The sequence below is a fragment of the Aeromonas sp. 9A genome (assembly GCF_963900955.1).
In the GTDB taxonomy this organism is placed as follows: Bacteria; Pseudomonadota; Gammaproteobacteria; order Enterobacterales; family Aeromonadaceae; genus Aeromonas; species Aeromonas salmonicida.
Genome location: NZ_CAWRFG010000001.1, coordinates 953,026 through 976,274, shown reverse-complemented (window position 1 = coordinate 976,274; position 23,249 = coordinate 953,026). Strand labels below are relative to the sequence as shown.

General features: G+C 60.4%; 21 protein-coding genes. 11 read left to right on the top strand and 10 right to left on the bottom strand.

The annotated features are described in order from the left end of the window. Positions 1 to 9: 9 nt before the first annotated feature. The 5 genes from mltC to AACX78_RS04795 all read right to left on the bottom strand — a co-directional run bounded on the left by mltC (position 10) and on the right by AACX78_RS04795 (position 4,967). Entirely contained in the window at positions 10 to 1,110 is a 1,101-nt protein-coding gene (gene mltC, locus AACX78_RS04815; protein WP_159165540.1) for a membrane-bound lytic murein transglycosylase MltC, read from the bottom strand. An 89-nt stretch (positions 1,111 to 1,199) separates the two neighbouring features. Beyond that, entirely contained in the window at positions 1,200 to 1,472 is a 273-nt protein-coding gene (locus AACX78_RS04810) for an oxidative damage protection protein (protein ID WP_005313967.1), read from the bottom strand. Between the two features lie 8 nt (positions 1,473 to 1,480). Further along, positions 1,481 to 2,542 carry an A/G-specific adenine glycosylase gene (gene mutY / locus AACX78_RS04805; RefSeq protein ID WP_159165539.1) on the bottom strand — a complete coding sequence of 354 codons (1,062 nt, stop codon included), beginning with the start codon at positions 2,540 to 2,542 and terminating at the stop codon, positions 1,481 to 1,483. A 101-nt stretch (positions 2,543 to 2,643) separates the two neighbouring features. Next, entirely contained in the window at positions 2,644 to 3,324 is a 681-nt protein-coding gene (exeB, locus tag AACX78_RS04800; RefSeq protein ID WP_021140562.1) for a GspB family T2SS assembly factor variant ExeB, read from the bottom strand. After that, entirely contained in the window at positions 3,324 to 4,967 is a 1,644-nt protein-coding gene (locus tag AACX78_RS04795) for an ExeA family protein (RefSeq protein WP_201302781.1), read from the bottom strand. The genes exeB and AACX78_RS04795 overlap by 1 nt, the downstream gene beginning before the upstream one ends. Before the next feature lie 291 nt (positions 4,968 to 5,258). Between AACX78_RS04795 and AACX78_RS04790 the strand changes: the two genes are divergently transcribed. Continuing rightward, on the top strand, positions 5,259 to 6,500 hold the full coding sequence (locus tag AACX78_RS04790; RefSeq protein WP_159165538.1) for a multifunctional CCA addition/repair protein: 1,242 nt from the start codon (positions 5,259 to 5,261) through the stop codon (positions 6,498 to 6,500). Between the two features lie 65 nt (positions 6,501 to 6,565). On the opposite strand, the gene AACX78_RS04785 is transcribed toward AACX78_RS04790, so the two are convergent. Both AACX78_RS04785 and AACX78_RS04780 read right to left on the bottom strand, forming a co-directional pair. Beyond that, on the bottom strand, positions 6,566 to 7,831 hold the full coding sequence (locus AACX78_RS04785; protein WP_021140559.1) for an inorganic phosphate transporter: 1,266 nt from the start codon (positions 7,829 to 7,831) through the stop codon (positions 6,566 to 6,568). A gap of 25 nt (positions 7,832 to 7,856) precedes the next feature. Then, positions 7,857 to 8,537, bottom strand: coding sequence for a TIGR00153 family protein (locus AACX78_RS04780; protein ID WP_021140558.1), 681 nt, complete (start codon positions 8,535 to 8,537; stop codon positions 7,857 to 7,859). Positions 8,538 to 8,706: 169 nt separating this feature from the next. Between AACX78_RS04780 and AACX78_RS04775 the strand changes: the two genes are divergently transcribed. Next, a complete protein-coding gene (locus AACX78_RS04775) occupies positions 8,707 to 9,675 on the top strand; it encodes a CYTH domain-containing protein (protein WP_159165537.1) in 969 nt (322 codons plus the stop codon). Between the two features lie 94 nt (positions 9,676 to 9,769). Here the strand turns inward: AACX78_RS04775 and AACX78_RS04770 are convergent, their stop codons facing one another. After that, the gene (locus tag AACX78_RS04770; RefSeq protein ID WP_159165536.1) at positions 9,770 to 10,237 is read right to left on the bottom strand and encodes an energy transducer TonB; all 468 of its coding nucleotides are present in this window, start codon (positions 10,235 to 10,237) and stop codon (positions 9,770 to 9,772) included. Positions 10,238 to 10,391: 154 nt separating this feature from the next. After that, entirely contained in the window at positions 10,392 to 11,315 is a 924-nt protein-coding gene (lpxL, locus tag AACX78_RS04765; RefSeq protein WP_159165535.1) for an LpxL/LpxP family Kdo(2)-lipid IV(A) lauroyl/palmitoleoyl acyltransferase, read from the bottom strand. A 309-nt stretch (positions 11,316 to 11,624) separates the two neighbouring features. On the opposite strand from lpxL, the gene hldE reads away from it, so the two are divergent. Continuing rightward, positions 11,625 to 13,052 carry a bifunctional D-glycero-beta-D-manno-heptose-7-phosphate kinase/D-glycero-beta-D-manno-heptose 1-phosphate adenylyltransferase HldE gene (hldE, locus tag AACX78_RS04760; RefSeq protein WP_058394529.1) on the top strand — a complete coding sequence of 476 codons (1,428 nt, stop codon included), beginning with the start codon at positions 11,625 to 11,627 and terminating at the stop codon, positions 13,050 to 13,052. A 168-nt stretch (positions 13,053 to 13,220) separates the two neighbouring features. On the opposite strand, the gene tolC is transcribed toward hldE, so the two are convergent. After that, on the bottom strand, positions 13,221 to 14,546 hold the full coding sequence (gene tolC, locus AACX78_RS04755; RefSeq protein ID WP_159165534.1) for an outer membrane channel protein TolC: 1,326 nt from the start codon (positions 14,544 to 14,546) through the stop codon (positions 13,221 to 13,223). Positions 14,547 to 14,852: 306 nt separating this feature from the next. Between tolC and nudF the strand changes: the two genes are divergently transcribed. The 8 genes from nudF to parC all read left to right on the top strand — a co-directional run bounded on the left by nudF (position 14,853) and on the right by parC (position 23,215). Then, complete coding sequence (gene nudF, locus AACX78_RS04750) at positions 14,853 to 15,494, top strand: ADP-ribose diphosphatase (RefSeq protein ID WP_005313918.1); 642 nt, start codon at positions 14,853 to 14,855, stop codon at positions 15,492 to 15,494. Positions 15,495 to 15,602: 108 nt separating this feature from the next. Further along, a complete protein-coding gene (locus tag AACX78_RS04745) occupies positions 15,603 to 16,049 on the top strand; it encodes a DUF1249 domain-containing protein (protein WP_159165533.1) in 447 nt (148 codons plus the stop codon). Between the two features lie 26 nt (positions 16,050 to 16,075). Continuing rightward, positions 16,076 to 16,894 (top strand): 3',5'-cyclic-AMP phosphodiesterase, encoded by an 819-nt coding sequence (gene cpdA, locus AACX78_RS04740; RefSeq protein ID WP_011898312.1) that lies wholly within the window; start codon positions 16,076 to 16,078, stop codon positions 16,892 to 16,894. A gap of 12 nt (positions 16,895 to 16,906) precedes the next feature. Further along, positions 16,907 to 17,494, top strand: coding sequence for a YqiA/YcfP family alpha/beta fold hydrolase (locus tag AACX78_RS04735; protein WP_159165532.1), 588 nt, complete (start codon positions 16,907 to 16,909; stop codon positions 17,492 to 17,494). 2 nt (positions 17,495 to 17,496) lie between these two features. Then, positions 17,497 to 18,120: an NUDIX hydrolase gene (locus AACX78_RS04730; RefSeq protein ID WP_159165531.1), complete on the top strand. Its 624-nt coding sequence runs from the start codon at positions 17,497 to 17,499 to the stop codon at positions 18,118 to 18,120. Positions 18,121 to 18,157: 37 nt separating this feature from the next. After that, on the top strand, positions 18,158 to 18,559 hold the full coding sequence (locus tag AACX78_RS04725) for a GFA family protein (RefSeq protein WP_159165530.1): 402 nt from the start codon (positions 18,158 to 18,160) through the stop codon (positions 18,557 to 18,559). Positions 18,560 to 18,787: 228 nt separating this feature from the next. Beyond that, a complete protein-coding gene (gene parE, locus AACX78_RS04720; RefSeq protein ID WP_021141154.1) occupies positions 18,788 to 20,683 on the top strand; it encodes a DNA topoisomerase IV subunit B in 1,896 nt (631 codons plus the stop codon). Between the two features lie 240 nt (positions 20,684 to 20,923). Then, on the top strand, positions 20,924 to 23,215 hold the full coding sequence (parC, locus tag AACX78_RS04715) for a DNA topoisomerase IV subunit A (RefSeq protein WP_159165529.1): 2,292 nt from the start codon (positions 20,924 to 20,926) through the stop codon (positions 23,213 to 23,215). Positions 23,216 to 23,249 lie beyond the last annotated feature (34 nt).

Genomic DNA, 23,249 nt, shown 5'->3' with positions numbered 1-23,249 from the left:
TTTTGGCCGCTAGCCGGTGCGGGCCAGCGAGCGCTTGAACCCTTTTTCGGCCTGATTGACCTTGTAGAGGTAGCGGCGCGCTTCCGCCTTGGGATGCTGCTCTGTCAGGATCTGGTAGACCACTTCTGGCGAGAGCTGGTTGATCTTGCCGGGCGCAGCTTTGCGATCGCTGGAGAAGGTGTTCAGCACCCCGCCGGCACCACCGTTGTAAGCCGAGATGACCGCATAGCGACGGGAGAGCGGGTCCTGGATATCCGCCAGATAGACGGTCTGCAACAGATGCAGGTAGGCGGTTCCCACGTCTATGTTGTAGGCCGGATTGAACAGATCATCCCGGGTTGGCTGGCCATTCTTGCCCTTGACCCTTACATAGACATCCCGTCCTGCGGTGGCCGGGATCACCTGCATCAGGCCGTAGGCATTGGCGTGGCTGACCGCATAGGGGTTGAAACTGCTCTCTGTCTTGATCACCGCATAGATCAGGCTCTCTGCCACCCCGTACTTGCGGGACGCTTGACGAATAATGCTGGCGTACTTGTAACCCCGCTTGTCTTCATGGTTGGCCACCATGGGAATATCGACGAAGAAGATGGTACGGATCCCCAGAGTGCGTTTCTTCATCGCCGTACTGATCAGGTAGTCGGCGTAACGCTCGGCGCGCCAGTCGAATCGGATTGGCTGCCCCTGGTTGTCCAGCACCTGACCATAGAGGAAGGGCTCGCCACCGGGCAGGATTTCCCGGTCGGAGTACAGATCCACCTCAGCCGGATCGTCCGGAGTCAGCAGTGTCTCTATGATGGCGCGGCGCAGGTGAGCCTGGGGGTCGAGTCCGGAGACCGTCTCCACCATGATGTGGCCGCTGGAGAAGTCGATGTGGGCACGGCTCTTGTATTGATCCGTGTATTTGACATAGTCAAACTTGCCCGCAAACAGCGCCTCACGCCCCCATATCTCGTTCACGTTATGGGAGAGCGCACTGATCATGTGTTCGAAACCGCGAATGTCCTTGCCGTTGACCAGGGTGTCATCCTCGCTCCCGCTGGGCTTGGGGGAAGATGAGCAGGCAGAGAGAAACAGCAGGGTGCAAAGCAGCCAAAAAATTCGGCCCATAGGATCCTCAAACAGGGCGGCGAAGCCGCCCGTCATTCATTGGCTGTGAGCTAAGAGATGCATAGCCGTCGCTGGCTCACAGGTACAACTCATTGGCTGGGAGGGGTATAACCATCGATGGCCACTTCGCCCGCTTCAAACAGGTAGCTCACCATCTCTTTTTCCAGCAGCTGACGATGCTCCAGGTTCATCATGTTCAGCTTCTTCTCGTTGATCAGCATCACCTGCTTCTTCTGCCATTCGGTCCAGGCTTCCTTGCTGATGTTGTCAAAAATCCGCTTGCCGAGTTCACCGGGGTAGAGTTGGAAATCCAGGCCCGGGCCCTCTTTTTTCAGGCGTTGGCAAAATACAGTACGGCTCATGTTGACCTCTATGGTTGTAAGTCCGGGTAGGCAAGCAGGCGGGCCGTGGCGGCTGCCAGTCCCACCTCTGCAGGATGGCGTAAGTTATACCAGAGTCGGTTATCCGCTTCCATGAGCTGGGGGGCCGGTGGCGCATCCATTTCAATCAGAAAAGGCTGAATATCGAGATGGAAGTGGCTGAATGTATGCCTAAATCCGCTCAGCTCCCGATAATCGTGCCCGCTCAGCCCGAGCCGCTGCAAGAGTCCGTCGATTTCGGCTGGTGACTCCACCTGCGGGAAGCAGTAGAGCCCGCCCCAGATCCCCTGCGGCGGCCGCTTCTCCAGCAGCAGCTCGTCGCCGTGACGAATAAGCAGCATGATGCCGGTGCGGGCCGGAATGCTCTTCTTCGGCTTTGAGTTGGGGTAGGCGGTGGGCTTGCCCTGCGACAGCCCCTGGCAATCGGTCTGCACCGGACAGCGGTCACAGGCGGGCTTGCTGCGGGTGCAGACAGTGGCGCCCATGTCCATCATGGCCTGGTTGTAGTGGGCCACGCCGAGTTTGGGGGTGAGGCGGATGGCGAGCTCCCACAGATCGTTCTCCACCTGTTTCTGGCCGGGCCAGCCCGGCAGCGCCAGCCAGCGGGTGAGTACCCGCTTCACGTTGCCATCCAGAATGGCGTGGGGCTGCCCAAGGGACAGGGAGAGCACGGCACCCGCGGTGGAGCGGCCAATGCCGGGCAGGGCCATCACCTCTTCCAGCCGGTCCGGAAACAGGCCGCCGTGCAGTTCGCAGATCTGCTGTGCCGCCTTGTGCAGGTTGCGGGCGCGGGCGTAATAGCCGAGCCCGGTCCAGTGGTGCAGCACCTCGTCGATGGGGGCGTCAGCCAGGGCCTGCACGTCGGGGAAGCGGGCCATGAAGCGTTGGTAATACGGGATCACTGTGGCGACCTGGGTCTGCTGCAGCATGATCTCGGAGACCCAAACCCGATAGGGGGTTTTGTCTTGCTGCCAGGGTAGTGTCTTGCGGCCATGGACCTGATACCAGTCGAGGATCCGGGTGGCGAAAGTCGCGTTGTCTGAGTTGTTCACATTATGCTCATGTTATTGATTAAAAAGGGGAGCTCTCGGGCTCCCTCTTGAAATTGACATCAGGTCAGCGGGGCTGCCCCGGTTTTTGGATAACGATTGGCTCAGCCGCGCCAGTCCTGCAGAGCCTTGAGGCTGGCGTTCTGACCCGCCACCTGCAATATGATGTAGTCCTGTGCTATGGCGATCAGGGTCACCCCGGAGGCGACCTCGCTCCCCTCGCGAAACTCACGTCCGTTCAGCATCACGGCCCGTTTGGCCGGATTGGAAGAGAAGACGTGGGAGCCGTAGGAGAGGGCGGGGATCCGTTGCTTCAGCTCCAGCGGCAGGGCGCTGATCGGCATGGCCTGCGCCTCGGGTTGGGCCTGCGGGACAGCCTCTTCCATCAGCGGCGTGTTGTTGAGGGCATTCATGATGCGCTCTGCAAGCCCCTGGCTGCTGTTGGCAGCCGGCGTTTTGTTCTCGGGTACCGCTCTGGGACGGACCACGGGTTCAGGCAGCGGCGGGGGCAGCGGGCGGGTAATCATGGGCCTGGGCTCGATGCGCACGAAGGGGGGAGTGACCACCTCTTTCACTTCGATTGTCTTCTCGATGGGGCGGTTGTTGAGCAGGTGCCAGCCATAGTTGGCGCCAGCGCCCATCAGCAACGCAAGCGGGGCCAGCAGCCACCAGATCCAGCGCCGGTTCTGTTCCTCTTCCTGGGTGACGGGCAACCCCATCGCCGGAATATGCGAGGTGAACTGGGGCTGATCGGCCCGGCGCAGCGCCTTGAGCAGGGTAGACATCAGGAAGCCTCCTCGGACAGTGTGACCATGGACTCGTCGTCCATGGCATCCAGTTTGGCCGGTGTGCCGGTGCGCTTGGACTCATCTTCCAGTCTGGGCATGGGTTCACCGGCCATCACGTTGAGGCGCAGCAGGGTATTGCTGCCGGCGATGCCGTCCGGATTGAGCCCTTGCTCGCGCTGGAATTGCTGCAGCTTGTTCTTGAGCTCGGCATCGAAGCGACGCACCTTGCGATCCGGCTGTTGCAGGGCGCGGCTGAGAGCGTTGTCCAGCCACTGTACCTGGGTCGCGCCGGCATTGTTGCCGATCAGGGCGACGCCGCCCTTGGGCATGCGCCACAGCAGGGTGTAGCTGCCGCCCCAGAAGTCGGACAGCCACTGCCTGTCCACTTGCCAGCTCTGGTTGCCGATGAGCAGGTTGGCTTTGTCCGGCCCCAGGCTCACCAGCGTCGCGTAGTAGATGCCGCCGGTTTCGTCGGTCAGGCTGATGAGGGCCGGGTGCTGCAGGGCCTGCAGATCCGCCAGCGAGGCGTCGCCCTCTTGGCAGCGCAAGCCGGCGCGCGGTGCGTTGTCACAGGTCGCCTCTTCCAGTTCGGTCTGGTAACCCCACACCTTGTAAAGATTCTGCATGGCACTGTCCGGTTCCAGCGCCTGATTGATGGCGCGTGTCAGCTGTTCCTGCTGCTCCGGGGTGTCGTCCACCTTGACCGGCACCTCTACCTTGACCACGGGGCGCTCGGGGAAGAAGCCGAAGAACTGCCAGCCCCACCAGCCGGTGGCGACCAGCAAGGCCCCCGCCAGAGCGACCATGAGGCCGGACTGCCAGGTGCCCTCGTCGCGAATGCCGCTCACCTCATAGGCCGCCAGGCTGATGTCGCCGTGAACTATCTTGTGGCTGCCACGGGCGAAGGCGGCGATCAGGGCGCGATCGCAGATAAGGTTGATGAGGCGGGGAATGCCGCCGGAGAGGCGGTGCAGGGTCTGAGTCGCCTTGGGGGTAAAGATGGGCTGAACACAGCCTGCGACCTGCAGCCGGAAGCGCACATAGGCATCCACGTCCTGATGCGAAAGGGGCAGCAGATGGTAACGGGCCGTGATGCGCTGTGCCAGTTGGCGTAGCAGGGGCTGGCGCAGCATCTGTTGCAGCTCGGGCTGGCCGATGAGCACCACTTGCAGCAACTTCTTCTCGTCGGTTTCCAGGTTGGTGAGCAGGCGCAGCTGCTCCAGCACACCGGGCAGCAGATGCTGGGCTTCATCCACCAGCACAACGCTGCGCTTGCCTGCCGCCAGGTTGGCCAGCAGGTGATCGCGAATGAGATCGAACAGCAGCTTGAGGCCGGCGTCCTTGTCGTATGGCAGCTGGAACTCGTCGCAGATGGCCGCCAGCAGGTCGCGCTCGGTCAGGGATGGATTGAGGATATAGGCGATCTCGGTCTCGGCCGGCAACTGCTGCAACAGGCAGCGGGAGACGGTGGTTTTACCTGTTCCCACTTCCCCGGTCAGCAGCACGAAGCCGCCGCCATCCTGCAACCCGTAGTTGAGATGGGCCAAGGCTTCCCCGTGACGTTCACTCATATAGAGATATTTGGGGTTGGGCGAGATGGAGAACGGGGGCTCCGACAGACCGAAGAACTGTGTGTACATAAGGATCCATTCCATTGTTATGGGCGGCAGGTTAAAGCCTCCCCACTGGGATGTCAAAGACCCGGATGCCATAAGGGGGGCTGGCGCCGGCCTTGCTCCACTTCGGCATTTTTGATCGGGGCCAAGGGATCGAAAGTGCCGCCATGGTGTGAGCCGGGAGGTCAGTGCATCTGCTGGCGAAAGCTGTAGTTTGCAGCACGGCTGGGTTATCGCCGGCGAGGCGGGGAGCAGGCATAGTCTCTGCTGGCTAAACCGGTATAATCGGGGCAGGTTTATCAAGGGAGACGCAGATTGCAGACTTATCTGGTTGGGGGCGCGGTGCGGGATCGCCTGCTGGGATTGCCGCAAGGGGATAGAGACCACCTGGTGGTGGGGGCAACCGTGGAGCAGATGCTGGCGCTGGGGTTCACTCAGGTTGGCCGGGATTTCCCCGTGTTTCTCCATCCCAAGACCCAGCAGGAGTACGCGCTGGCCCGCACCGAACGAAAGCAGGGCCGCGGTTACACCGGGTTTGTCTGCCACGCATCCCCCGAGGTGACGCTGGAGCAGGATCTGCTGCGCCGGGATCTCACCATCAATGCCATCGCCGAGGATGAAGAGGGCCAGCTGCACGACCCCTACGGCGGTATCCAGGATCTGGAACAGCGTATGCTGCGTCACGTCTCCCCGGCCTTTGCCGAGGATCCGCTGCGCATCCTGCGGCTTGCCCGCTTCGCCGCCCGCTTCCACGCCCAGGGCTTCGTGGTGGCCCCCGAGACGCTGGCGCTAATGCGCGAGATGACCGACGCTGGCGAGCTGGCTCACCTGACCCCGGAGCGGGTCTGGAAGGAGCTGGAGAAGGTGCTGCTGGGGCAGACTCCTCAGGTCTTCTTCGAGGTGCTGCGTGAATGTGGCGCCCTCAAGGCGCTGTTCCCCGAGCTGGACGCCCTGTTCGGTGTGCCGGCACCGGCCAAGTGGCATCCGGAGATCGACACTGGTATCCATACGCTTATGGTGCTGGCGCAGGCGTGTCGTCTCTCCCCCGAGCTGGCGGTGCGCTTCGCCGCCCTGTGTCATGACTTTGGCAAGGGGCTGACGCCGCCCGCCTTCTGGCCGAGTCATCATGGGCATGGCCAGAAGGGACTGCCGCTGATCCGCGACTTTTGCGAGCGCTTTCGGGTGCCGAACGACTGCCGCGATCTGGCGTTGCTGGTGAGCGATCTGCACACCCATATCCACATCGCCTTCGAACTCAAGCCCGCGACCCTGCTCAAGGTGTTCGACAAGGCGGATGCCTGGCGCAGACCCGAGCGTTTCGCCCAGCTGCTGGACGCCTGCCGCGCCGACTTCCACGGCCGTACTGGCTTCGAGGAGCGGGTCTATGCCGAGCCCGACTATGCGGCACAGGCGCTCGGCGCGGCCCAGGCCGTGCCCGTGAAGGAGATTGTGGCAGCCGGTTTCAAGGGGGAGGCCATTCGCGAGCAGCTCGCCAAGCGCCGGCTCGATGCCATCAGTCGGGTGCGCGACGAGTGGACTTTTATCGACGAGGAGTAGCCTCTTTTGCCGCCAGATATAAAAAAGCCCGGGTCAGTGACCCGGGCTTTTTGCTGCGGCTTGCGTCAAGAGAAGCAAGCTTGCAAGACGTAGAAAATGGCGATGGCCAGGATGGCACCGGCGGGCAGGGTAATGATCCAGGAGACCACTATGTTGCGCAGCACACCCAGGTTCAGGGCGGCGATGCCACGGGCCAGACCGACACCCATGACGGCACCGACCAGAGTCTGGGTGGTGGAGATGGGCAGACCGGTACCGGAGGCAATCACCACGGTCGCGGCAGTTGCCAGCTGGGCGGCGAAACCACGGCTCGGGGTCAGGTGAGTAATACCGGTACCGACCGTTGCCATTACCTTGCCCCCCATGGTCGCCAGACCAATGACGATACCTATGCCGCCAAGGGGCAGGATCCACCAGGCGATGGAGGACTGACCGGCGATCTCGCCACCTGACGCCACTATAGAGGCGACAGCAGAGAGCGGACCTATGGCGTTGGCCACGTCGTTGGAGCCGTGAGCAAAGGCCATGGCACAGGCAGTGATCACCATCAGGATGCCAAATACCTTCTCCACGTTGGCGAAGTGCATCTTGCTGTCATCTTGCGGGTTGTACTTCTGGCCGCGAATGTAGAGCCAGCCGGCAAACGCCACGGCGATGGAGATGGCGACGGATAGCATGATCCCTTCGCCGTCGGTGAGGTGCAGACCGACGTGGGTCAGCCCCTTCTTGATGGTGACCAGACAGATCACCAGCGCTGTCAGGAACATGTAGAAGGGCACGTAACGCTTGGCGTTGGCCAGAGGATCATCTGTGTTGAAGATGAGCTTCTGCACGCTGATGAACATGAAGTAGGCGATGATGCCGGAGATGGCCGGAGTGATGATCCAGGAGCCGACGATGCCGCCGAACTTGCTCCATTGCACCGCTTCCGGACCAATGCTCACCATCGCAAAACCGACGATGGCGCCAATGATGGAGTGGGTGGTCGAGACAGGCCAGCCAAAGTAGGAGGCCAGGATCAACCAGGAGCCCGCCGCCAGCAGAGAGGCGATCATGCCGAGCACCAGCAGATCCGGTGTATCGGCAAAGGCATTGGTATCTATGATGCCATTGCGGATGGTGGCGGTCACTTCACCGCCCGCCAGATACGCACCGGCAAACTCGAAGATCATGGCGATGATGATTGCCTGACGTATGGTCAGGGACTTGGTGCCGACCGATGTGCCCATGGCGTTGGCCACGTCATTCGCGCCTATACCCCAGGCCATCAAAAAGCCGAACAAGGCCGCCACGAGCACCAGAGTAGTGCCGTAATTCGCGATAATGTCCATTAATAGTGTTTACCCAGTCAGTCGATTACGAACGAGCCAGCATCAGTTCCAGACGGGCGCCAACGCGCTCGGCCTGGTCTGCCAGGTCACCTACCCATTCGAGGATCTTGTAGAGGAACATAACGTCGATCGGATTGTACTTCTGCTCAACGGCTTGCAGCTGTTGGCGCAGCCCGATCTGCATGGTGTCAGTATCGTCCTCGATAAGATCCAGCTGGTGGATCATCTCGGCAACCATTTCTACTTCTCGTCCTTTGAAGCCGGTTTCGAGCAGCTCATCGAGTTCTCCGATGGCTTTTTCGGCTTGGGCGGTCGCATCGATACAACGTTTGAGATAAGCCATGAAATCGGCGCGCATCTCGGCAGGGAATTCCATTTTACGGCCAAGCATGCGACCGGAGATATCCTTGGCACGGTTGGCAATCTTGTCTTGCTGAGTCAGCAGCTCCAGCAGGTCGGTACGGGCGACCGGCAGGAAGAGACCACGAGGCAGTTTCAGACGAATTTCACGTTTGAGGATGTCCGCCTCTTTTTCCAGCTGGGCGATATGTTCCCGAATCTTCTCGGCATCTTCCCAACGGTCTTCGGCCACGGCATCAAAGAAGGGGATGAGCTGCTCGCAGCACACGTGAACCTTGACGATATGCTTCTGTAAGGGCTTGATGGGGGACTTGGCAAAAAGCCCCAAAATAGTATTTACTGGCATGGTCAAACCTGTGTCGGTGAAAAAACACTCGATACGATGTTATGAGGCGCGCATGGTAACCGAACTGCGCCATCAATAAAACCGTGAATTAATCCTGATGTATCGCAGGCATTATATCCTCGCGTTCAGTATCATGCCCCCCCAAGTTGCCTGCCAGCCCGGAATGACTATGCAAACTGAGATCGAGATAAAGTTTTTTGTCTCACAAGACATTCAACAATCATTATCCAACCTGCTGAATTCTATTGAAATTACATCCAATGCCCAGGTGGAGCTTGGCAATGTCTATTTTGATACGCCGACCCTGGATTTACGTCGGCTCGAAATGGGATTACGTATTCGTCGCAGTGACGATTTTGCCGAGCAGACGATTAAATGCCGGGGTCAGGTGGTGGGGGGATTGCACGCCAGGCCTGAATACAATGCCCCTGTGCATGGGGATGTTCCGATGCTATCTGCCTTTCCGGACGATATCTTCCCGAGTCTGGCTGTCCGCGACGAGATCCAGGGCAAGCTGGTTGCCCAGTTCCGTACCGATTTCCTGCGTCGTCACTGGCTGATTGCCTTCGAGGGAGCCGAGATCGAGCTGGCCTGGGATCAGGGCGAGATCGTCGGCTCGCTGGGAAAAACGGCCATCAACGAACTGGAACTTGAGCTTAAATCCGGCGATGCCAGCGCCCTGTTCGCGCTGGCAGAACGGCTGGCCGGGCTGGGTGGTGTCAGGCTGGGCGCGCAATCCAAGGCGCAGCGCGGCTATCGGTTGGCAGGGCTCGGCAAGCCGCTGGCGTTGCAATCCTTGCCTGTGGTCAATGGGGTCGATGCCGCTATGCGCATCACCTCGGGCCTGCAGCATTGGCAACATCATGAGCAGTATTGGCTGGAACAGGCGGGCCCCGAGCAGCGACGCCTGGCGCTGCAAGAAATCCGCCAAGGTATTGCGCTTGTCATCGAGGCGGCCGGCATGCTGGTGGCACCGACCTGGCTGGATGCCTTGATCACGCAGTCCGCCCATCTGGCCTTGCTGGCGCAAGACGTGGTCGAACCTGAATGGCAGATGGCACTGTCTGCTCTCTTCCATCGGGCTGAGTATGTTCGGCTCCAACTGGCCATCGCCGCCTGGTTGCACGCAACTGCATGATGCTTGTGCCCGGCGGGCGTGACGGGTAGTGACGAAAAAGGTGAGCCCGGGCTCACCTTTTTCATGGTCGACACTCTCATCACAGATGAAGGCTTCAGACTTGGGTGTAGACCAGTCCTGTGCTGCGAACCATGTCTTCCCCCTGGCAGAGTTGCGCCAGCCCGCTAGTGTCACAGGGCTGGCCGTTGTGCTCGATACAGAACTCGAATCGGGTCTGGGACTTGATGGGGGTATGGTCCGGATTGGCGGTAGTCGCCTGCCACTGCCACTGTTGCAGCGTCTCTATGGCGACCTCGCTGAACTGTTCGTCACTGCGAGCCAGTACGCGGATCTGCTCGGCCTGACCCGCTTCATTAATCACATACTCGAGTGAGGTGCATCCCATCTTTTCGGCCAGAATGGCCTCCTTGGGATAGCGTGACTCCACTCTGGTCAGGGGGGTCCACTGGGCATTCACATCCTTGATGTTGCTCAGGGGGAGTGAGCTGAGGTGCACGCTCTGGGTCTGGTGACTGCAACCGGTCAATACGCACAGGGCGCCCAGTAAAAGAGTGGCTTTCATGTTCGCTTCCCTTCGTTCGCTTTATTGTTCCTGGCGGGGCCCGCCCGCCGCTCGGCAGGGTTATTAATAAAATATTCAGCTACGAATGAAAACCCTTTGCGGGCGGCAGGCCATAAAAAACCGCCTTTCGGCGGTCTTTTCATCCTTTTCTGACTCAGTAGTAGCCAGTGTCATCCGGGCTCGGTCTGGTCTTGAAGCGGCGATGTAGCCACATGTACTGCTCGGGGGCCTTGCGTACTGCGGCCTCTATCTCTTTGTTGGCACGGGTGGCATCGACCACGTCATCGCCGCTGGGGTAGTCCGCCAGAGGGGCGTCTATGTGCAAGACATAGCCCTCTTTGGTGCGAATGTTGTAGCAGGGCAGGGTAACTGTGTTTTTCACCCGGGCCAGGGTGGCGGTCCCCGTGATGGTGGCCGCCTGCTCAACGGCGAAGTAGGGGACGAACACGCTGGCGTGGGAGCCGTAGTCGTGATCCGGGGCATACCAGAGAGCATCGCCGTTGCGCAGCGCCTTGATCATTCCCTTCACGTCCATGCGGTCCACCAGATATTTGTTGGAGGCGCAGCGACCGTGGTACTGGGCATATTCCAGGACAGGATTGGTGTTGGGGCGGTAGACGCCAACCCCCGGCCTGACCAGGCCGAAGCAGCGGGCGTTGAGCTCCAGCGTCAGAAAATGGCAGGAGAGCAGCAGCATGCCCTGACCCTTTTCCATGGCGGCGATGACGTGCTCTTCCCCTTCTACCTTCATCAGGTTGCGCATGCGCCAGTCGGGCCAGAACCAGGCCATACCCACTTCGAAGATGGCGCAGCCCACGCTCTCGAAATTCTGCCTGAGCAGCTTCTCCCGCTCATCCTTGGTCAATTCCGGCATGGCCAGTTCAAGGTTGCGACGGGCAATTTTGACGCGGGATTTCAACAATACGCGGGCCAGGGTGCCCAGTTGACGGCCCAACCACATCTGGCTGCGCCAGGGCAACAATACCAGCAGCCAAAGCAGGCTGAGGCCGATCCAGCTCCCCCAATAACGGGGATGGAACAGATGGGGTTCGAGGCGAGGGGCGTGTTCGTGGGCCATGAAAAATCTCTTGTTCGCAATCGCCATGATCTGGAGAGTCCAGCCAAAAAGGGGAGGCGATAAAGGCTCGTGGATATCCTGATTGGATAGTTTTACTGGCAATCGGGGGATTCTAGCCGAAAAGCGGGGTCGGGTGCGAATCGCCTCTCGCCTGGTCAGAGCTGACATGGCTGGTCCATGTCTGCTCATTGTGTCTGCTCACTGTGTCGGCTCGCGGTAGCGAAGCAGGGCCGCGTGCTTTTTTCACACCCCGCAAAAGAGTGTGATAAAATCGGCGGCTGATTTTTCAGGTTTTGAGAGTCGATACAGATGAAAATCACCCTGCCCGAGTTTGGAAAAGCCCGCGTTCTGGTCGTTGGCGATGTCATGTTGGACCGCTATTGGCATGGCCCCACCGGCCGGATATCGCCCGAGGCACCAGTGCCCGTGGTCAAGGTTGAGCATATTGAGGAGCGCCCGGGTGGCGCTGCCAACGTGGCTCTCAACTCCGCCGCTCTGGGCGCCCATGCCGTTCTGCTTGGCCTGACCGGTCAGGATGAAGCGGCCGATGCCCTTGCTGGTCAGATGGCTGGCGTCAAGGTCGCCTGTGATTTCGTTCGTCTGGCCGACTATCCGACCATCACCAAGCTGCGTGTGCTCTCCCGCAACCAGCAACTGCTGCGCCTCGACTTCGAAGAGGCTTTCCACGATGTCGACTCCACTCTGCTGATGAACAAGGTGGAGCAGGCGTTGCCCAGCAGCGACGTGATGATCCTCTCCGATTATGGCAAGGGTGCTCTCAACGACGTACCCGGCATGATCCAGCGTGCCCGCGCCGCCGGCATTCCCGTACTGGTCGACCCCAAGGGGACCGAGTTTGAGAAATATCGCGGCGCCACCCTGCTGACCCCCAACATGTCCGAGTTCGAGGCCGTGGTGGGCAAGGTGAAGGGTGAAGAGGATCTGGTTGCCAAGGGGCTGGCGCTGGTCAAGCGTTTCGAGCTGGAGGCCCTGCTGGTTACCCGTTCCGAAAACGGCATGACCCTGATCCGCGAAGGTCAGCCAGAGCTGCACCTGCCGGCCCAGGCCCACGAGGTCTACGACGTGACCGGTGCCGGTGATACCGTCATCTCCACCCTGGCCACCTCGCTGGCCGCCGGCATGAGCCTGGACGAGGCGTGTGCCTTGGCCAACACCGCCGCCGGTATCGTGGTCGGCAAGCTGGGTACTTCCACCGTCAGCCCGGTGGAGCTTGCCAATGCTCTTTACACCGAGCAGGAGACCGGTTTCGGCGTCATGTCCGAGGCCCAGCTCAAGATTGCCGTGCAGGCTGCCCGCCTGCGTGGCGAGAAGGTGGTGATGACCAACGGTTGCTTCGACATACTGCATGCCGGTCACGTCTCTTACCTCGCCAATGCCGGCAAATTAGGGGATCGCCTGATAGTGGCGGTCAATACCGATGACTCCGTCCGTCGCCTGAAAGGACCCGGTCGTCCGGTCAATTCGACCGACCGTCGCATGGCCGTGCTGGCCGCGTTGGGTGCCGTGGACTGGGTGGTGCCCTTCGCTGAGGATACGCCCCAACGGCTGATCGCCGAAGTGCTGCCCGACCTGCTGGTCAAGGGCGGTGACTACAAGCCGAAGGATATCGCCGGTTACGATGAAGTGACCGCCAACGGCGGTGAAGTGCGCGTGCTCAACTTCGAAGATGGCTGCTCCACCAGCGATATCATCAAGACCATCCGCGAACGAGGCTGAGTCAAAACCCGGCCCAGGCCGGGTTTTTTATGTCTGGCCCGCACCTGAGTATGGAAGTCTCGCGGCGTTCACCAGCCTGTGGCAAGAGAACCGGCCGGTGCGGGCAACAGAAAGCGGATAACAAAAAGGCGACCCTGGGGTCGCCTTTTTACTGGATACGAGTCGGGATCAGGACTTGTTCTTGACCTGAGCGGCGGGTATCAGCCCCTGGTTTACTTCCTCCAGATCTTTCTGCTCCAGCGTGCCTGCGGCCTGCTTGAGGGAGAGGATGCTGAGAATGTAGTTGTAACGGGCTTCGGAGAGTTTCTGCTTGGCCTGGTACAGCTTGCGGGTAGAGTCCAGCACGTCGACTATGGTGCGGGTACCGACTTCATAGCCCGCTTCGGTGGCCTTGAGGGCGCTGTCGGCGGAGATGACGGACTGGCCGTAGGCACGTACCGAACCTATGCTGGCGTTCACGTTGTTATAGGAGGAGCGCACCGTGCTCTGCACAGAGCGGAAGCTGCGCTCCAACTGCTCGCTGGCCGCCACGTAATTGAACTGGGACTGCTTGACCTGGGAGGTGGTCGCGCCACCCGTGTAGAGCGGCAGCTTGAAGTTCAGGCCTATGTTGCCCTGATTGCTGTTGCTCTCGGGGTTGCGGATCTCGTCCTTGTAATCGCTGTAGGTGCTGGAGAGACCGGCACCCAGATCCAGCGTCGGCTCGTGACCGGTCTTGGCCAGATCGATCTGCTCCTTGGCGATATCCTTGCCGATGCGGGCGCTGTGCAGTTGCAGGTTCTTGTCCAGTGCCAGCTCCAGCCATTTGTCGGAGTTGAACGGCGTCTTCTGCGGGCTGAAACGCTCAGTATTGAGTACGTCCAGCTGACGGTGGTCGATGCCGGTCAGCTCGCGCAGACTCTCGTAGCTGTTGTCCAGCGTGTTCTCGGCATTGATCTCGTCCGCCAGTGCCTGATCGCGCTCGGCCTCGGCCTCATGCACGTCCGTGATGGCGGTCAGGCCCACTTCGAAGCGCTGCTGGGTCTGTTCCAGCTGACGTTCTACGGCGGCCTTGTTGGCGCGGACGAATTCCAGTGTGTCCATTGCCTTGAGCACGTTGAAATAGGCCTGGGCGGTGCGCAGCATCAGATTCTGGATTTCGAGGTTGTAGGCCACGTCGGACTGGGTAGCGCTCTTCTCGGTCAGGTCCAGGTTGACCCAGTTGCTGCGACGATAGATAGATTGATCCAGCGAGAGGGAGCCAGTGGCGTTGCTGTTGGTCTGGGTATCACCCTTGTTTTGCAGGTAGTTCAGGCCGGCTCCCAGCTTGATTTGCGGCAAGAGGGCTGCGCGGGATTCATTGATCTTCTCGAAGGCTTGGTCACGCTTGGCCTTGGATTCCTGCAGTTGGGTGTCCTTGATCTGGGCTTGTTGGTAAATGTCGAGCAGGTTCTCGGCGTGGGCGCCGGCGCTGACGCCCAGCAACACCATGGCTGACAAGAGTGTTCTTTTCATAGATCGTTTTAACCTTATGTATTAACCCAAAGCTGTCGCTGGATGAAGGAGGGGTATTGTCACTGAGCAAGCTTGATTTCAGCTTAATCACTCTACTATAAGCAAAATATTATGATAACTGTCTCTTTTCCAGCGACAGGAACGTCAAGCACGAGGGGGAGTTTTCTCCCCCTCGTGCCTAGCCAAATGCCCTGTGACTGCTAAAATCCATCCCTCATCTCCGTCGGGAACGAGTGAATGAATGTTCATTCATGTTCTCGGATTTTATGGTCAAACCGAGCCAAGTCAAGCTGGCGGGAGTCTCGTATGTCGCAGCAAGCCTTGCCCCAAACCCGTCACTATTCTGCTGATGATGTAAAAATTATCGAGAAATCATCGGGATATAACGGCTTCTTCAAAGTAAATGTCTATCGCCTGCAACACAGGTTATTTGCTGGGGGCTGGAATGAGCCCATAGTGCGCGAGCTGTTCGAGCGCGGCCATGCGGCCGCGCTGCTGCCCTATGATCCTGTGCGCGACCAGATAGTGCTGGTGGAGCAGTTTCGCATCGGCGCCATCGAGACCAGTTCCACCCCCTGGCTGCTGGAGCTGGTGGCCGGCATCATAGATGAAGGGGAGACTGCCGAGGTGGTGGTGCGCCGGGAAGCGGTGGAAGAGGCGGGGATTGAGGTCGGTCGCTGCGAGCATGCCATCAGTTATCTGGTGAGCCCGGGCGGCAGTACCGAGCGTATAGAGGTCTATGTGGGCGAGGTGGATGCCAGCAAGGCCGAAGGGATCCACGGTTTGGCGGAAGAGGGCGAAGATATCCGGGTTCACGTGGTGAGTCGTGAGCAGGCCTATGCCTGGCTCAAGGAGGGGCGCATCGACAATGCGGCTTCCGTCATCGCACTGCAGTGGCTGGCCCTCAATCACGGCGAGCTGCGGGCTCGCTGGCTGGCGGAGCGCTGAGGTGGTGAGCGTCCAGCAGCAGGGCAAGCGCTATGTGCCTGACTTGATGTCCTTGCAGCGTACCTGCGAGGTGAATTACTCACGGGTGTTGATTGATGGAGCTGCGAGATGCCGTTAGTCCAGAGCCCGATGAAACGCTATGTGCCTGATTTGATGTCCTTGCAGCGTACCTGTGAGGTGAACTATATGGCCTTGATGAAGCTGCTGCCACCCGGTGGCACAGTCGGGGCCGAGCGTCGCTATCAGGTGGGTAACGGCCTGCAGTTCCAGCTCACTGTCAGCGAGGAGAGCCGCTTCACCAGCCAGGTGATCCTGGCACAGCACAACCCGGAATTGCCGAGCTACTTGCAGGCTAGCATCGAGATTCGTTTGTATCATGACGTGCGGATGGCGGAAGTGTGTGCGGCGCAACAGATTTCGAGGTTGCAACCACGTTATGATTATCCCAATAAAAAAATGCACCAGCGGGATGAAAAGGAGCAGGTAAATCTGTTTCTGGCCGATTGGCTAAGATTTTGTCTCAGACATGGTACCAGCCTGATCAACATCCTCTAGTTGAACTTATACAAAGAAGCGTGATTTTGGAAACAGAGCTACCCCAGGCGCAGGACGGCAGTGTGCGCCTGTTACAAATTACCGACACCCATCTCTTCGCGAGTGCCGAGGGGAGGCTATTGGCTGTGCGCACTGCGGAGAGCCTGGCTGCCGTGCTGGAACAGGTGCAGGTCAATGAGCACCCGTTCGACCTGATCCTGGCGACTGGCGATCTGTCGCAGGATCACAGTCCGGAGTCCTACCAGCGCTTTGCCAGCATGATGGCTCCGCTGGCGCGCCCCATCTACTGGTTGCCCGGCAACCACGACGATGGCCCCCTGATGACCGAGTACCTGCATGCGGCCGGGATCAGCGAGGCCAAGCAACTGGTGGGCGAACACTGGCAAGTGATGCTGCTGGATACCCAGGTACGCGGCAAACCCCATGGCGTGCTGGGGGATCACCAACTGGCGGCGCTGGACAGTGCACTGCGTCAACATCCCGAGCGCCACGCCCTGATTGCCCTGCACCATCAGGCTGTGCCGGTCGGTTGCGCCTGGCTGGATCAGCACAATCTCAAGAATGCCGACGACTTGTTCGCCGTGCTGGCTCGTCATCCCCAGCAGAAAACCATCTTGTTTGGCCATGTCCATCAGGAGTTTGACGAGGTGCACCGCGGGGTGCGGCTGATTGCCAGCCCCTCTACCTGCATCCAGTTCAAACCGCTCAGCGATGGTTTCGCGCTGGATGAGTCCGGCCCGGGCTGGCGCTATCTCACCCTGCATCCCGATGGCCGGGTGGCGAGCCAGGTGTGGCGCCTGCCAGTGGGGCAGTTTGTGCCAGACCCCGATGCCACCGGTTATTGAGGAGAGCATTGCATGAAGTCGGTTCTCCTTTATCTGCACGGTTTCAACTCTTCGCCAGGTTCTGCCAAGGCGCAGCAGATGGCTGCCTGGGTCGCCGAATACAGACCCGACATCGAGGTCATTATTCCGGCCCAGCCCAATACGCCTGCCGCTGCCTGGGCTGCCATCGAAAAAATCATCGAAGATGTCAGTGCCCGTCATGGTGCCCATCTCAAGCTCGGCGCCGTTGGCAGCTCGCTCGGCGGTTTTATGGCGACCCGGGTGGCCGAGCGTTATGGCTGCCGCGCAGCCCTGATCAATCCGGCAGTGCGCCCCCATGAGCTGCTCTGCGACTACCTGGGCCCCCAGACCAATCCTTATACCAACGAGTGCTTTGAGCTGCTGCCGGTACACATGGACGAACTGCGGGCGTTGGCGGTACCTGTGACGGCGCCTGAACGGCTCTGGATCCTGCAACAGCAGGAGGACGAGGTGCTCGACTATCGCAAGGCGCTGACCGAATATCAGTTCGCCCGTCTCTCGCTGGAGTGCGGCGGCAATCACGCCTTCACCGGGTTTGAACGCTATCCCGCCCAGATCATCCACTTTCTCGGGCTCTAGCGATGCAACCGCCGTTGGCCACCTTTCTGGAACAGGTGCTGGCCACGGCGCAAGCAGGTCTCATCTACTCCAGGGATCCCTTCGATATTGGCCGCTTTGAGGCGCTCAGAGCGGCCACGGTCGCCCTGATTGCCAGTCATAGCGACCTGAAACCGGACGCCATCGCAGAGTGGATCGACCTCGATCGCGGCTACCCCACTCCCAAGCTGGATGTGCGAGCCCTTATCGTTGATAAGGCTGGCCATATCCTGCTGGTGCAGGAGCGCAGCGACGGTTGCTGGACCCTGCCCGGCGGCTGGTGTGATATAGGTGACTCGCCAGCCGATGCAGTGGTGCGCGAGGTCGTTGAAGAGACTGGCCTCGAATGTCGGGCCGTGCAGCTGCTGGCTCTGTTCGACAAGCTCAAGCACCCCCATCCGCCCCAGCTGCCCCACGCCCACAAGGCTTTCTTTTTGTGCGAGGTGATCGGTGGCCAGCTGCTCGGCGAGACCGATGAAACACAAGGTGCCGGTTACTTCCCCATCGACGACTTGCCTGAACTCTCCTGTCATCGGGTGGTGGCGTCCCAACTGCGCACCCTGCATGCCCATCTGTTGCAAGGGCGGCGCGAGACCCTGTTCGACTGACCCGATTGGAGGGCGCATCAGCTAGCAAGGAGGCTGGATGATCAAACGCATTGGCAATACCTGGATTGAGGAAAAGCACAGGGCCAGCTGTCACTGCGGGGCCGTGGTACTGGAACTTACCTTGCCGGATGGGGTGGTGGATCCCCGTCGCTGCGACTGCTCCCTCTGCCGACGGCGTGGCGCCATCGTCGCCTCTGTGCCGCTGGATGGCATACGCATCCTGCAGGGAGAGTCGGAGCTGCGCTGCTACCAGTTCAACACCCGTACCGCAAAGCACTACTTCTGCAGCGTCTGCGGCATTTATACCCATCACCAGCGTCGCTCCAATCCGGCCGAGTATGGTTACAACCTTGCCTGTCTGGAGGGGGTCAATCCGTTCGAGCTGGCTGAGGTGCCGCTGCGCGACGGGGTAAACCATCCGGCCGATCGAGGGAAATAGCCACAAGGGCGTCATCCGCAGATGTCATCATCAGGGTGGCAGCGTCTTTTGGTTTCCATGTCTCCTTCTCCAGGCTGACACAGGCGCCCTCTGTGGCGTCAGGCGCATCTGATCCCGGCTCAGTATCTTGTCGGCCCCTGTCTGGATCACCCTTTCCCGCCGTCGGGTTTGTCCAAGGCCCTCCCAACGAGTAAGATTCCCTCCAAACGTCAATTCGCAAGGCCCTCCATGTCCACTCAATACAATGCGGATGCCATTGAGGTCCTCAATGGCCTCGAACCGGTGCGTCGTCGCCCCGGCATGTACACAGACACCACCCGGCCCAATCACCTCGGCCAGGAGGTCATCGACAACAGCGTCGATGAGGCGCTGGCGGGCCACGCCCGTACCCTGGAGGTGACCCTGTTTGAAGACCAGTCCCTCGAGGTGATCGATGACGGCCGCGGCATGCCGGTCGACATTCACCCGGAGGAGGGGGTATCCGGCGTGGAGCTGATCCTCTGCAAGCTGCACGCGGGGGGCAAGTTCTCCAACAAGAACTATCAGTTCTCCGGCGGTCTGCACGGGGTGGGCATTTCTGTGGTGAACGCCCTCTCCGATCGGGTCGAGGTGACGGTGCGTCGCGACGGCCAAGTCTATGACATCGCCTTCGAGCGCGGCGACAAGGTGCAGGAGCTGACCATAACCGGCACCTGCGGGCGCCGCAACACTGGTACCCGAGTGCGATTCTGGCCGCAGGCTAGCTATTTCGACTCGCCCCGCTTCTCGGTCACCAAGCTGGAGCACCTGCTCAAGGCCAAGGCCGTGCTCTGCCCCGGCCTCACCATCAAGTTCCTCGACAAGAACACCGGCATCAAGCTGGAGTGGTGCTACGAAGATGGCCTCAAGGATTATCTGGTCGATGCGGTCAAGCAGTTCACCTGCTTGCCGGAGCAGCCCTTCGTCGGCGCCTTCAGCACCGAACAGTCTGCGGTGGACTGGGCGCTGTGCTGGCTGCCGGAAGGGGGGGAGTGCCTCGCTGAATCCTATGTGAACCTGATCCCGACGCCGCAGGGCGGTACTCATGTCAACGGCCTGCGCCAGGGGCTGCTCGACGCCATGCGCGAGTTCTGCGAGTTCCGCAACCTGTTGCCGCGCGGGGTCAAACTGACCCCGGAAGATATCTGGGATCGCTGCGCCTACATCCTCTCCATCAAGATGCAGGATCCCCAGTTCGCCGGTCAGACCAAGGAGCGGCTGTCGTCGCGCCAGAGCTCGGCCTTCGTGTCGGGGGTGGTGAAGGACTCCTTCAGCCTGTTCCTCAACAGCAACACCGAGCTGGCGGAGCAGATCGCCGAGATCTGCATCTCCAGCGCCCAGCGCCGGTTACGCGCCGCCAAGACGGTGGTGCGCAAGAAAATCACCCAGGGCCCGGCCCTGCCCGGCAAGCTGACCGACTGCAACTGCGCTGACCCCATGCAGGGGGAACTGTTTCTGGTGGAGGGTGACTCGGCGGGCGGTAGCGCCAAGCAGGCGCGAGATCGCGAATTTCAGGCCATCATGCCCCTGCGCGGCAAGATCCTGAACACCTGGGAGGTGGAGGCCGGCCAGGTGCTCGCCTCCCAAGAGGTACATGATATCTCGGTGGCCATCGGGCTCGATCCCGACTCCGAAGATCTCAGCGGCCTGCGCTACGGCAAGGTGTGCATCCTCGCGGATGCGGACTCGGACGGTCTGCACATCGCGACTCTGCTCTGCGCCCTGTTTGTGAGGCACTTCCGCACCCTGGTCAACAAGGGCCACGTCTATGTGGCCATGCCGCCGCTCTACCGGATCGACATCGGCAAGGAGGTCTACTACGCCCTCGACGAGGACGAGAAGAACGGCGTGCTGCAGCGGGTCGAGGCCGAGAAGAAGAAGGGTAAGGTGATGGTGACCCGATTCAAGGGTCTGGGCGAGATGAACCCGAAACAGCTGCGGGAAACCACCATGGATCCCAACACCCGCCGTCTGGTGCAGCTCACCATGGGCGAGATGGAGGAGGGGGACGAGACCCTGCAACTGATGGACATGCTGCTGGCCAAGAAGCGTGCCCCGGATCGTCGCGAGTGGCTGGAAGAGAAGGGCAACCTCGCCATCATCTAAGCCGTCGGCTGGCCCTGTACGGGCCGGCAAGCATTTAGCCGGAGTCGCCCTGTGGCGGCTCCCGAACCGAAAGAGAACTATCACATGAGTGATGCTATCGAGCTCAGTCTGTTGGATGAAGTAGAGCGCCAACCAGCTCTATAACCGAAAGAGAACAATCCAATGAGTGATGCTATCGAGCTCAGTCTGTTGGATGAAGTAGAGCGCCAGCCGGCTCTATAACCGAAAGAGAACAAATCTATGAGCGATCTAGAGCTCAGTCTGGACGGGGTAGAGCGCCAGCCAATGCGCACCTTTACCGAACAGGCTTACTTGAACTACTCCATGTACGTCATCATGGACCGGGCCCTGCCCCACATAGGTGACGGCCTCAAACCCGTGCAGCGGCGGATCATCTACGCCATGAGCGAGCTGGGTCTGTCCGCGCTCTCCAAGCACAAGAAATCCGCCCGTACCGTGGGTGACGTGCTGGGTAAATACCACCCTCACGGCGACAGCGCCTGTTATGAAGCCATGGTGCTGATGGCCCAGCCCTTCTCCTACCGCTACCCGCTGGTGGACGGTCAGGGCAACTGGGGTGCGCCGGACGATCCCAAGTCCTTCGCCGCCATGCGTTATACCGAGGCGCGCCTGTCGCGCTTCTCCGAGCTGCTGCTCTCGGAGCTTGGCCAGGGCACTGTGGACTGGACGCCGAACTTCGACGGCACCATGAAAGAGCCGGTAGTGCTGCCCGCCCGCCTGCCACACATACTGCTCAACGGCATCACAGGCATAGCCGTGGGCATGGCGACCGACATTCCGCCCCACAACGCGCGGGAAGTGGCCTACGCCTGCGCCGAGCTGCTCGACAACCCCAATGCAGGGCTGGATGCGCTGATGGCGCACATTCAGGGGCCGGACTACCCGACCAGCGCCGAGATCATCACACCGCGCGATGACATCCGCAAAATCTACGAGACCGGCAAGGGCTCCATCAAGCAGCGTGCTGTGTGGAACGAGGAGGATGGCGACATCGTCATCACGGCGCTGCCCCATCAGGCCTCCGGCGCCAAGATCATGGAGCAGATCGCAGCCCAGATGGTGGCCAAGAAGCTGCCCATGGTCACCGACCTGCGCGACGAATCGGACCATGAAAATCCGACCCGTCTGGTGATCATTCCCCGCTCCAACCGGGTGGACATGGAGGCGCTGATGGCCCACCTGTTCGCCACCACGGATCTGGAGAAGAACTACAGGGTCAACCTCAACATACTGGGGCTGGACAACCGCCCCCAGGTGAAGACCCTCAAGATGATCCTCTCCGAGTGGATCATCTTCCGCCGCGAGACGGTGCGTCGTCGCTTGCAGTATCGCCTCGACAAGGTGCTGGCTCGCCTGCACATCCTCGAAGGCTTGCTGGTGGCCTATCTCAACATCGACGAGGTGATTGAGATCATCCGTACCGAGGATGAGCCGGGCAAGGTGATGGTGGAGCGCTTCAACATCAGCGAGACCCAGGCCGAGGCGATCCTCGAGCTGAAACTGCGCCATCTGGCCAAGCTGGAAGAGTTCAAACTGCGTGCCGAGCAGGACGAACTGGCCATAGAGCGCGACAAGCTCGAACTGCTGCTGGGCTCCGAGCGTCGCCTCAACACCCTGCTCAAGAAAGAGCTGCTGGCGGATGCCGAGAAGTACGGCGACGATCGCCGCACCCCGCTGGTGGAGCGTGCCACTGCCGTGGCCCTGACCGAAAAAGAGTTGACCCCGAGCGAGCCTGTCACCGTCATCCTCTCTGACAAGGGTTGGGTGCGTGCTGCCAAGGGCCACGACGTGGATGTGGCGGGACTCTCCTACAAGGCGGGGGATAACTATCTGGTCCACGCCTGTGGCCGCAGTAACCAGCAGGCTGTGTTCCTCTCCACCCTGGGGCGTACCTATGCACTGGAAGCGCACACACTGCCATCTGCCCGCAGTCAGGGCGAGCCGCTCACCGGCCGCTTTGCGTTGGGGGCGGGGGAAGAGGTGCGCCATCTGGTGATGGGCAATGAAGGCGAGCCGTATCTGATCGCGAGCGATGCCGGTTACGGTTTCGTCTGCACCTATGACGATCTCATCGGCAAGAACAAGAACGGCAAGGCGCTGCTCACAGTGCCGGAAGGGGGCCAGGTGATGGCACCCCAGAAGATTGGCTCGCCAGAAACCGATCTCTGCATGGCTATCTCCAACGAGGGGCGCATGCTGTTGTTCCCGCTCAATACTCTGCCGGTGCTCGGCAAGGGCAAGGGCAACAAGCTGATCAGCATACCGTCGGCTCGCGTCAAGGCGCGGGAAGAGTTTATGGTGATGGCCGCCATTATCCCGCAGGGGCAATATGTCACCCTGTTTGCCGGCAAGCGCAAGCTGACCCTCAAACCCTCTGATCTCGACTACTACCGCGGCGAGCGTGGCCGCCGTGGCGCCAAGCTACCCCGCGGTTTGCAGCGGGTGGACAGGATAGAGATTGAACCCGCCGCCGGTGCTGAGCCGGTTGCGGAGGAAAGTCAGGAAGGGTAATAAAGAGAAGGGAGCAATTCATTGCTCCCACTTT

Bases quoted from the DNA above. Each gene is read 5' to 3' on its own strand.
- mltC (WP_159165540.1), bottom strand. From the start codon at position 1,110: ATGGGCCGAATTTTTTGGCTGCTTTGCACCCTGCTGTTTCTCTCTGCC.
- AACX78_RS04810 (WP_005313967.1), bottom strand. From the start codon at position 1,472: ATGAGCCGTACTGTATTTTGCCAACGCCTGAAAAAAGAGGGCCCGGGC.
- exeB (WP_021140562.1), bottom strand. From the start codon at position 3,324: ATGTCTACCCTGCTCAAGGCGCTGCGCCGGGCCGATCAGCCCCAGTTC.
- AACX78_RS04795 (WP_201302781.1), bottom strand. From the start codon at position 4,967: ATGTACACACAGTTCTTCGGTCTGTCGGAGCCCCCGTTCTCCATCTCG.
- AACX78_RS04785 (WP_021140559.1), bottom strand. From the start codon at position 7,831: ATGGACATTATCGCGAATTACGGCACTACTCTGGTGCTCGTGGCGGCC.
- AACX78_RS04780 (WP_021140558.1), bottom strand. From the start codon at position 8,537: ATGCCAGTAAATACTATTTTGGGGCTTTTTGCCAAGTCCCCCATCAAG.
- AACX78_RS04775 (WP_159165537.1), top strand. From the start codon at position 8,707: ATGCAAACTGAGATCGAGATAAAGTTTTTTGTCTCACAAGACATTCAA.
- AACX78_RS04770 (WP_159165536.1), bottom strand. From the start codon at position 10,237: ATGAAAGCCACTCTTTTACTGGGCGCCCTGTGCGTATTGACCGGTTGC.
- lpxL (WP_159165535.1), bottom strand. From the start codon at position 11,315: ATGGCCCACGAACACGCCCCTCGCCTCGAACCCCATCTGTTCCATCCC.
- hldE (WP_058394529.1), top strand. From the start codon at position 11,625: ATGAAAATCACCCTGCCCGAGTTTGGAAAAGCCCGCGTTCTGGTCGTT.
- tolC (WP_159165534.1), bottom strand. From the start codon at position 14,546: ATGAAAAGAACACTCTTGTCAGCCATGGTGTTGCTGGGCGTCAGCGCC.
- nudF (WP_005313918.1), top strand. From the start codon at position 14,853: ATGTCGCAGCAAGCCTTGCCCCAAACCCGTCACTATTCTGCTGATGAT.
- AACX78_RS04745 (WP_159165533.1), top strand. From the start codon at position 15,603: ATGCCGTTAGTCCAGAGCCCGATGAAACGCTATGTGCCTGATTTGATG.
- AACX78_RS04735 (WP_159165532.1), top strand. From the start codon at position 16,907: ATGAAGTCGGTTCTCCTTTATCTGCACGGTTTCAACTCTTCGCCAGGT.
- AACX78_RS04730 (WP_159165531.1), top strand. From the start codon at position 17,497: ATGCAACCGCCGTTGGCCACCTTTCTGGAACAGGTGCTGGCCACGGCG.
- AACX78_RS04725 (WP_159165530.1), top strand. From the start codon at position 18,158: ATGATCAAACGCATTGGCAATACCTGGATTGAGGAAAAGCACAGGGCC.
- parE (WP_021141154.1), top strand. From the start codon at position 18,788: ATGTCCACTCAATACAATGCGGATGCCATTGAGGTCCTCAATGGCCTC.
- parC (WP_159165529.1), top strand. From the start codon at position 20,924: ATGAGCGATCTAGAGCTCAGTCTGGACGGGGTAGAGCGCCAGCCAATG.